At 37.9% G+C, this 10,244-nt stretch carries 5 protein-coding genes; 3 read left to right on the plus strand and 2 right to left on the minus strand.

What is annotated here, in order from left to right:
• The first annotated feature begins 136 nt into the window (after positions 1-136).
• The 3 genes from ACIFOT_RS32110 (at position 137) to ACIFOT_RS32120 (ending at position 8,253) form a co-directional block, all read left to right on the plus strand.
• On the plus strand, positions 137-3,544 hold the full coding sequence (locus tag ACIFOT_RS32110; RefSeq protein ID WP_430072986.1) for a hypothetical protein: 3,408 nt from the start codon (positions 137-139) through the stop codon (positions 3,542-3,544).
• A gap of 199 nt (positions 3,545-3,743) precedes the next feature.
• Entirely contained in the window at positions 3,744-6,908 is a 3,165-nt protein-coding gene (locus ACIFOT_RS32115) for an efflux RND transporter permease subunit (RefSeq protein ID WP_430072989.1), read from the plus strand.
• A gap of 184 nt (positions 6,909-7,092) precedes the next feature.
• Complete coding sequence (locus ACIFOT_RS32120; RefSeq protein WP_430072992.1) at positions 7,093-8,253, plus strand: cation:proton antiporter; 1,161 nt, start codon at positions 7,093-7,095, stop codon at positions 8,251-8,253.
• Between the two features lie 44 nt (positions 8,254-8,297).
• Here the strand turns inward: ACIFOT_RS32120 and ACIFOT_RS32125 are convergent, their stop codons facing one another.
• The gene (locus ACIFOT_RS32125) at positions 8,298-9,764 is read right to left on the minus strand and encodes a cbb3-type cytochrome c oxidase subunit I (RefSeq protein ID WP_430072994.1); all 1,467 of its coding nucleotides are present in this window, start codon (positions 9,762-9,764) and stop codon (positions 8,298-8,300) included.
• A 1-nt stretch (position 9,765) separates the two neighbouring features.
• Positions 9,766-10,244: cytochrome c oxidase subunit II (locus ACIFOT_RS32130; protein ID WP_430072997.1), on the minus strand; the 479-nt coding region annotated here is incomplete at its 5' end.

Consider the following 10,244-nt stretch of genomic DNA (forward strand, 5'->3'; position numbering starts at 1 on the left):
TACACAGCTGTTTTTATTTTACAGTAAAATGTTGAGATAATTACCAAAATGGTGTAAAATTTCACTATAGTGGTAAATGCGACTACATTAAGAAATAAAGATATAAACCCATGATTGATTGTTGAGGGGGATAAAGATGGAGCCTATTAGCAGGGAAGAGAGAAGAAAAATCTTCAGACAGGAACTTTTCACCTTAAGGGAGAAAGGATACTTAACAAAGAGTATCGTCGAAATCGTAGCGAAAGCACATAATCAGTTTCAGTTGGATTTAATCGAGGAAGAAGCAATCCAATTGCCAACTGAAATGAAAATATCGATTAATAAAAAGCCGGTTCCTCCTCAGCCTCAAAAAGTAAAAAAGGTACTATCTTCTGAAGAAATTCGTGAAAGGAATATTACGTGGTCCTTAAATATTGGGGTTATTTTCCTATTAATTGGGGGCTTATTTGTAGCGACAAGTAACTGGGAATCAATGACCAGCGTGATGAAAAGTGGTTCTATTGCTATTGTTTCGTTATTATTTTACGGAATTGCCTTGCTCGCATTTAAAGTGTTGAAAATTGACAAAACAGCCTTTGCCTTTACTGTGTTAGGCAGTTTGTTTTTACCGATTTTTATTTTGTCACTTGGATGGTTTGGGCTTTTAGGGACTTATTTATCGATTAACGGTGAAGGAAAATATGTCCTTGGCATGCTTGGGAGTTTTCTTCCTTTAATCGTCTATACAACATTTGCTAGTAAGTTGAAATCTAGATTATTTGTATGGTTTTCTTATGTTACTGTCACTTCCGGAGCAGCATTTTTAGCAGCTTCATTGAAGCTTAGTGTCGATTTCTTTTATCTCGGTATGATGCTTTTTAATGCTATCATTATCATCCTATATCATAAATTCAAAGGTAAGGAAGCATACAAATTATTTACAAAAGAATTTGTCCCATATGTACAAGTCAATCTCGTTCTATGTACGCTTTTTATGCTGTTTTTATATGATAATGAAGTATTATACAGCTTCAATCTTCTCCTAACAGCCATCATTTATTTATCTATGATGTTTGTCAGCGGGAGAAAAGAATATCATTTTATTTTTAGTATCATGATTGTATATGGTGCCTACCAGTTGATAGAGCATAGTTTCCTTGATCATTTTGGATCGGTGGTCTATGCAATGGTTGGCTTTGGTATCGTTTTTGTGCCAAAGGCACTGGGCGGGAAATTCGCTCTTGATAAAACCTTTCAATATACAAGTGCCATTATCTCGGGATTCGCCTTTATCTACATTAGCCTTGAAGGAATCTTACTGCGTGCGGGCAATCCATCAATTGTGTTAATGCTGGCTTATTTAGTAATAGCTGGTAATTTTCTTTATTTATCTCATAACAGTAAGATTCCATTATTCCCTTATTTAAGTGCTGTTTTTACGGCATCAAGTCTTTATGAAGCTATCGCAATGTTCGCTAAACCTTTTCAAATGAATATTTCTTTCTCTATTTTTATAGCAGGTTTTATTCTGTTTCTGGTTTTTGGAATAGTTCTATCAAATAAATTTATTAAGATCATTCAAAACAGTTCAAAGGACGTAGGATTGGGGCTTATGGCCTTGGCAATTATGGCAGCCCTGGTTTTCTTTAAGTGGTGGGAGCTGGGAGTCATGCTTCTGCTTGTAACAGTCATTTCCTTTTTACTTATTAAAAAGGAAAAAAGGCGCCACTATAAAGATGCGGCCTTTTGGATTTTGCCAGCTTCATTGGGTCTTGCTGCTCCGGCATTTGGGGAAGAAATCAATTCAATCTCTTCGATTTACTTTGCTGAATACGGCTATGCTGTAAACTTTGCAGCGGGAGCTTTCCTGGTATTATTGTCAAGCTTTGCTTGGAGAAGAGTTGCTGAAAAAGAGTTAGAGCGATTTTCTTTGTATATTTCACAAGGGATTTATACTATTGGTATTGCCTGTGCCATCTTTTGTCCAATTAATGTTCTTTGGGTTCAGTCGTTTGTTTTATTAATTGGAATTGGTATGTATTACTATTTGTATAAAAAAGTTGGAACAAAATGGGTTCCCTTTCTTATTTGCTCTGCTACCTTTCTAACCTATTTCTCAATTGTAAATGCTGTTTCACAAAAGATACACTTCAATCAATCAGCTAATTCTTTAATCGCTACAACAAGTGTAGTTCTTCTGCTTATTATCGCTTTTATTAGTCGTAAATTGGATAAAGATTTATCCAATGCTTATGCTTGGTCAGGGCACGTCATATATCCTTTCGCACTTGCCTTTACCTGGTTTGCCTATAACTTTGAATCCATTTATAGTTTTATAACGGCATTATTTGTATACGGGCTAAGTACAAGATATGCTGTTAAAGAATGGAAGATTAAGGCATTTTTATATGGAAGTTTTACAGCACTTTTCGTTACGGTATCCTTGGCATTGGGTAAAACCCTCGTCCGATATTTTGGGAATTACGAATTCCCGATCACCAGCTGCCTCATCTTAATATTTTCACTGGCAGTCAATAAGGAGATGCAACGAAGAACAGCCTATTATTTCGTGCCATTTTCGATCATGGGTATAGGTTTCATGATCATGAATTATCCATTTACCTGGGTTTCATATGTAATTACATGCCTATATGCATTTGCTGCCGTTTTTTATTTGCATAAAATTAAATGGAATCTCATTGAAATCATTCCATTATTCTTGGCCTTTCTAGCCACAGCAGAAATCTCTTATGTTAGTGACATGGATGGACTTGAAAAAATGCTTTTATCTGGCGGGATGGGTATTGCAATGTCTATTCTTGGGCAATTCAATTACAAAATGTTGCTGGAAAGCGGAAAAAAACCGAAGGAGAATAAGGTTGATGGTTTTACCATCATTTCCCTTTTGTTTTTTGGGTTTATGTACTTTTTTGAAACTCAAGCTTTATGGACTCATGCCATTCCGGGAATACTCATCGCTGTTACCATATGGATGCAAAGAAAAAGAGTACCTGGAAATCTTTCCGTATTTATGTCAATCCTTGGTGGCGCCTACTTATTAGAACCGTACTATTCGCTTATTCAGGAACTGAATATCCCAGCATTTTGGGAACGGGAAGCGGAAGTTCTTCCATTTATTTTGCTGGTGATTTTCATCCGTTTCCTTTTAAAAGGCAGATACTCGGAAATTACTAAAGCTATTCAATGGGGTGTATTAATTATTGTTGCACTCCTTTTAATCCAGGATGGGTTAGCCAGCAATACGATTTATGATGCGATAATTTTAGGTTCCCTCTCGTTATTATCGATGATATCAGGGATGTTCTTACAAATTAAGTCTTACTTTTTTACGGGTGCGGGTGTCTTACTACTAAATGTATTCCTGCAAACACGTCCTTACTGGGGCAATATGCCGTGGTGGTTTTACCTATTAATTGCTGGATTAGTCTTAATTTCTATTGCAAGCTTTAATGAATGGCATAAACAAAAAGTTTTAAAAGGGGAAAAAACGTTTATCTCGAGCTTAAAGGAGAGAATAATAGATAGAATAAAACAATGGGACTAATAATCTAAATAGTCTTGTGGCAATTTATTAGCGGATAGGTTAAAGGCCTGTCTGCTTTTATTTTGGTGTTTTTGACCAATCAGTCAAAGCAGTACTCATAATTTTATCGTTGACCTAACCAATCATTTCATATATAGTAGGAAATGTTATGACCAGTCAGTCAATAATTAACCCTCCCAATATAGAAAGGACATAAAAAATGAATCGAATTATTAATTTTTCGCTTAAAAACAAGTTTGCAATTTGGTTAATTACTTTAATTATTACGGCTTCAGGGTTATATTCTGGATTAAGAATGAAACTGGAGACATTACCGGACATTACTATTCCCGTAGTGACAGTTACTACAGTTTATCCTGGGGCAGCGCCAGAACAAGTTGCAGAAAAAATTTCGGAACCGATTGAACAACGCCTTAAAAACCTAAATGGTGTAAAAACGGTAAGCTCCAACTCTTTCCAAAATGCTTCAGCAATCCAAATTGAATATGCCTATGAAAAGGATATGGACGAAGCAAAACGGGAGGTAGAGGAGGCCTTGGCTGATGTATCCCTTCCAGAGGGGGCAGTGAAACCGGAAATCTCAAGGATTAGCTTTAATGCATTTCCAATTCTCGCTTTAAGTGTCTCCAATGAAAATAAATCATTGGATCAATTAACAAATGATGTGGAAAAACAAATCCTCCCGGCCTTAGAAGGGTTAAATGGTGTTTCATCTGTAAAAATTGCCGGGCAGGAAGTCAAAGAAATTCAATTAACCTTTAAGGAAGATAAACTAAAACAATATGGTCTAACTAATGATACCGTTCAAAACTTAATCAAAGGGTCAGATGTCACTTTCCCATTAGGCTTATATACCTTTAAGGATACTGAAAAATCAGTAGTGGTGGAAGGGAACATAAAATCACTGACTGATCTGAAAGAAATGAAAATCCCCGTTGTTCCGGCACAGTCTCAGGGTTCGGCAGCTGGTTTTACTGGGCAGTCTGGGGCGGCACAGGGGGCTCAAAGCTCAGCGGGTCAACAGTTTGGGCAAGGTAATACAGGTTCACTAAAGCAAGCACCGCAATTACCAACCATCATGCTTAAGGATATTGCGGATATCAATGAAGTTGGACGTGCGGAGTCGATTTCTCGCACAAATGGAAAAGAAGCAATTGGAATTCAAGTTATTAAGGCTGCGGATGCGAATACCGTTGAGGTTGCTAACGAGGTAAAAGCAGAAATTAAGAAATTCGAGAAGAAAATGAAGGGCTCAGAATTTGAGACGACTTTTGACCAAGGAAAACCGATCGAAGAGTCCGTTAGCACGATGCTTAATAAAGCTTTGTTTGGAGCATTATTTGCTGTAGTCATTATAATGTTGTTTTTAAGAAGCTTTAAATCAACATTGATTTCGATCATTTCAATTCCGTTATCGCTTTTAATTGCCATTTTGTTATTAAACCAAATGGATATTACCTTGAATGTCATGACCTTAGGAGCCATGACAGTCGCGATTGGCCGTGTCATTGATGACTCCATCGTCGTGATTGAAAATATTTACCGGAGAATGTCTCTAACGGGTGAGGAACTAAAAGGGAAAAGCCTCATTCGTTCTGCGACGAAGGAAATGTTTATTCCGATTATGTCCTCTACAATTGTAACAATTGCTGTTTTTTTACCATTAGGATTGGTAAAGGGACAGATTGGTGAATTGTTTCTTCCATTTGCGCTGACGATTGTATTTGCGTTATTGGCATCACTGCTTGTAGCGATTACAATTGTTCCAATGATGGCCCATACGATGTTCAAAAAGGGAATTGACCGTAAGCACCATCATGACGATGAGAAGCCTGGAAAACTGGCTCAGGTATATAAACGGATTTTAAACTGGTCCCTTAATCATAAAATCATTACCATTAGTTTGGCTATACTTTTGTTAGCGGGAAGTTTCTGCTTAGTGCCATTAATTGGAGTAAGCTTTATTCCTTCTGACGAAGAAAAAATGGTTGTGGCTACCTACAAGCCTGACCCTGGACAAACACAGGAAGAAGTTACAAAGATTGCCAATCAGGCAGAGGATTATTTTCAGAACCGTAAGGGGGTAGAACTTGTCCAATACACAGTAGGCGGGGAAAACCCAATGAATCCTGGGGCATCAAATCAAGCGATGTTTTTCGTAAAATACAATAAGGATACGGAAAACTTTGATAAAGAAAAGGATTTAGTCATTAAAGAACTGCAAAAAAACACTGGTAAAGGTGAATGGGGAACACAAGACTTCTCTGGCGGAGGTTCAAGCAATGGCCTAACCTACTTTGTATATGGTGAGAAGCTCTCAGATATCGAACCGACAGTTAGAAAAATCGAGAGTATTATGAAGGATAATAAGTCGCTTCGAAATGTAGATACGAGTATGTCCAAAACGTATGACGAATACACGTTAACGGTTGATCAGGAGAAGCTGAGTAAGCTGGGATTGACAGCGGCACAGATAGGGATGGAGCTATCACAAAATCGTTCCCGCCCTGTTATCACAACTATTCAAAAAGACGGCAAAGAATTAAATGTTTATCTTGAAGTTCCGAAACAAGAATATACGACTGTGAATGATTTAACTAAAAAGACGATAAAATCAGCCATTGGACAGGAAGTAAAGATTGCAGATTTGGTACAGATAAACGAAGGTAAAACATCTGATACGGTTACAAGAAGAAATGGTGAAATTTATGTTTCTGTCAGCGGTGAAATTACCAAAAAGAATATAGCTAAAACTTCTGCTGCTATTCAAAAGAAGGTTGATAAAATATCTGTACCTGCAAATGTCACAGTAAAAACAGGCGGAGTAACTGAAGATATTAAAGAATCGTTTACACAATTAGGGATAGCGATGCTCGCTGCGATTGCGATTGTATATTTAATTTTGGTTATTACGTTCGCTGGAGCGCTAGCACCATTTGCCATCCTGTTTTCGTTACCATTCAGCATTATCGGGGGCTTAGTTGGATTATTAATTGCGGGGGAAACCATCAGCATTTCAGCGATGATTGGAGCTTTGATGTTAATTGGTATTGTGGTTACAAATGCGATTGTTCTGATTGACCGTGTTTTAAACAAAGAAAAAGAAGGATACAGTACAAGAGAAGCATTACTGGAAGCAGGGGCAACAAGACTACGCCCAATTCTAATGACAGCTATCGCCACTATCGGCGCGCTTATTCCATTAGCTTTAGGAATTGAGGGCAGCGGGGTTATCTCCCGGGGATTAGGGGTTACTGTTATTGGTGGTTTAACGAGTTCAACCCTCTTGACCCTCGTGATTGTGCCAATTGTATATGAGGGTTTAAGAAAAAAGAAAAAAATAAGTGTTGAAATTGAACAATAGGATTAAATTGAAAAACAACAAAATGTTTGTTATATTAGTATTAACTTAATAATCGTTTTTTGGAGGAGTCTGTCACCAAGGGATATATATGTCCTTTGGTTGACAGGCTTTTTTGCATTCTTTTTAAAGGCCTTGTTCTAATAACAAGGCTCTTTTTTATTTTTTAGGAAGATAGGTGATATTAATGACATTGATTTTTGAGTTGGCGATAATTTTACTTGCTTCTAAGCTTGCTGGGGACATTAGTGTAAAACTGGGTCAGCCCTCGGTATTAGGAAAGCTATTGATTGGGATTATTCTCGGACCCGCAGTATTAGGAGTTGTTTCAGAAACGGCAACTCTAGAGGAACTAAGTCAAATTGGCGTAATCTTATTAATGTTTATTGCTGGTCTAGAAACTGACTTGGACGAATTTAAACGCAGTGGCAAAGCTTCATCACTTGTCGGAATTAACGGAATTATTGTCCCTTTAGGCATAGGGTATTTAGCTGGTTATTTAATGAATATGTCAACTTTCGAAGCGTTATTTTTAGGGTTATTGCTATCCGCCACAAGCGTGAGTATTTCCGTTCAAGCCCTTAAAGAATTAAATAAAATGCAGTCAAAAGAAGGAACTGCGATTTTAGGGGCAGCAGTAATTGACGATGTTCTTGTAATCCTTGCTTTAGCCTTTTTAATGAGTATGACTGGCGGTGAGGTAAATCTAAGCATGATCATTTTGAAAAAGGTACTCTTTTTCGGAGGTGCTATTTTAGTAGCTTGGAAGGTTGTACCTTGGGTTTTAAAAAAGTTTGCGCCACTTAAGGTGACTGAATCTCTTATTTCGGCAGGGTTAATTATCTGCTTTGTCTATGCCTATGTGGCTGAATTAACGGGAGTAGCGGCGATTATAGGAGCGTACATTGCTGGAGCCGCTATTAGCTTAACGGATTATAAGAGAGAAATTTTTGAAAAGGTTGAAACTATTGGTTATTCAATCTTTGTTCCTGTTTTCTTTACTTCTATTGGTGTGAAAGCAAGTTTCGAAGGGATTGCAGAAAATTGGGGTCTGATTTTTGGGCTTAGTACACTCGCAATCTTCACAAAATTAATTGGAGCGGCACTTGGAGCTAGAATGGCCCGCTTTTCTTGGAAAAGCTCGCTGGGAATCGGCGCAGCCATGGTTTCCCGCGGGGAGGTTGCCCTAATTATTGCTTCGATTGGATTAGAAACAAAGCTAATCAATGATGAGTTATTTGCTGTTTTGGTCATCGTCATCCTCATCACAACGATTGTTACTCCGCCTTTAATGAAATTCTTTTTTAAACCGGGCATCAATAAAAAGTCCATGAACAGTACTGCTTAATGGAGAAGACATCCTGTCAAATTATAGACTGGATGTCTTTTCTTTTAAGCTGCTTTATTTTTTGGAGTTGACTTTATTTGTTTTCCAACATTTTTTAAACCATTCATAAATCTTGTTGTAAAAAAAATGGCTGCAATAATAATAAAGATACCACAAACGGCCCCGACTTGGTCTGAACCAGTCCATGCTGGTAAATGCTCTGCCCAGCGCCTCGGAGCACTGATTTTGCCGGCATAAAGAAAGGAGCCGGCTAGTCCTGTGAAGAAGGCAAAATAGGTGAAAATCGCATAAGAATCAATTCCAATTTGCTTTTGTGCGCCTTCTGTTTTATTAAAATAAAACATAAAGCCGAAAATCATGGCAATCACGCCCATTCCCATATAGGTATGGAAATGCCCTGGCACCCACTTCGTATTGTGCATCACGTGATTGACGACAATCGTTGCATCGATAATGGCCGGTACCGCACCTGCCACCCAGCCAAACATGGCCACAAAAAACATGCTGGAAGCGAAATCCCATTTTACAGCGGAGCGAAATACAATCATTAACGCACCATAAGCTGTAACCACCATAACAGGAAGCCCGTTAGCATAAGAAAAAACTTGTCCAATAATCAACATCCATCTAGGTACGGCAAAATCCATTAGCAAGTGGTGTGTATAAATCATTAACGTGAATAGAGTAGAACAATTCCAGGCAATTAAAAACGCTTTATTTGATTTCCAAGGCCGACCTGTGTATTCGGATAATACCTCATAAACAGCTATAACGGCCATATAAATGGTACAGTTTGCAAAGATATGGCCAAACGCATAGGTTAAATGTTTTGCCAGCATTGGATCAAAGTTGAAATTTGGATTGATAATATTGATGATCGATTCGACTAATGCTGTTGCACCTGCAAGAATGCCTGTAGAATTGGCGATAATAACCATTGTTGTAGCAACCACCGCTGCAGGCGGCCCATATCCCTTTTTCCCTCTGAAGATATAATCCCAGCCGAGCGATTTCCCTAATCCACCGTATTCTTTAATAAGACGAGCAGCTAAGTAAAAGTACATTACAAGATAGCCAATTCCTAATAACAACAATCCGAGTAAAAATAGTAATGCACCAGCCGCTCCATTTAGCTTTGCTGAGAACGAAGGTAGTGGGTAAAGAAATGTCCATCCGTCGGAAAAATTAAAACCAAAAATAGCGGTAAGGATCATTACAACCCCAATTAAAGACAAGATGATGTTGGAAAAGAAAATCTTTGGATTTAAATGAATATATTTTGATAAGTAGTACCACATGATGGCGCTGCCCCCTAAAGCGGCAACTCCTATCATTCCCGTGCCATGAATAGTCATGACTTTGTAAAATAATTGTGGCGAGATCTTAACCACATTTCCTTGATTCAAGAGCATGATTACACCAAATATCATCATTAAAACTAGTACAAAAGAGGTAATCACAAGGGATAAAGCAACACCTTTTTTAATGGAATTCCGTGCTTTATTGTCCATTTTACATACCTCCTTTAGGTTTAACGACAATATCTTTTATCATCAAATGATGACCTGTACTGCAATATTCTAAGCATAATATTTTGTATGTACCTGGTTTATTAAAGGTAATAGATACAGTATTGGTGTAGCCAGGCATTGCTTGTGTTTGGGCAATAAGCTTTAGATTTTCATCATAAAGGCCAAACCCATGGGTGACCTCCTGACTCGTGACACGAAACTGAACAGGTTTTCCTACTACAAAGTCTTCATCACTTAGTTTCCATGAAAATTGCATTCCCGTAACATCGACTTTTTTGCCATTTCCCATAGCATGGGCATGATGATCATGGTAAGGCAGCTTGCTTAAGGACATTGCAGAAGCAAACCCCATAATGGCAAGTAGTCCAAGAAAATAAAATTTGCGAATTTTATAGCCTTTTTCTTGAATCGGACCATACTCTCGCAATTTTCGCGATTCCCCGTACACGAAAGAAAAAG

It is taken from the genome of Neobacillus sp. NRS-1170 (genome assembly GCF_050468025.1).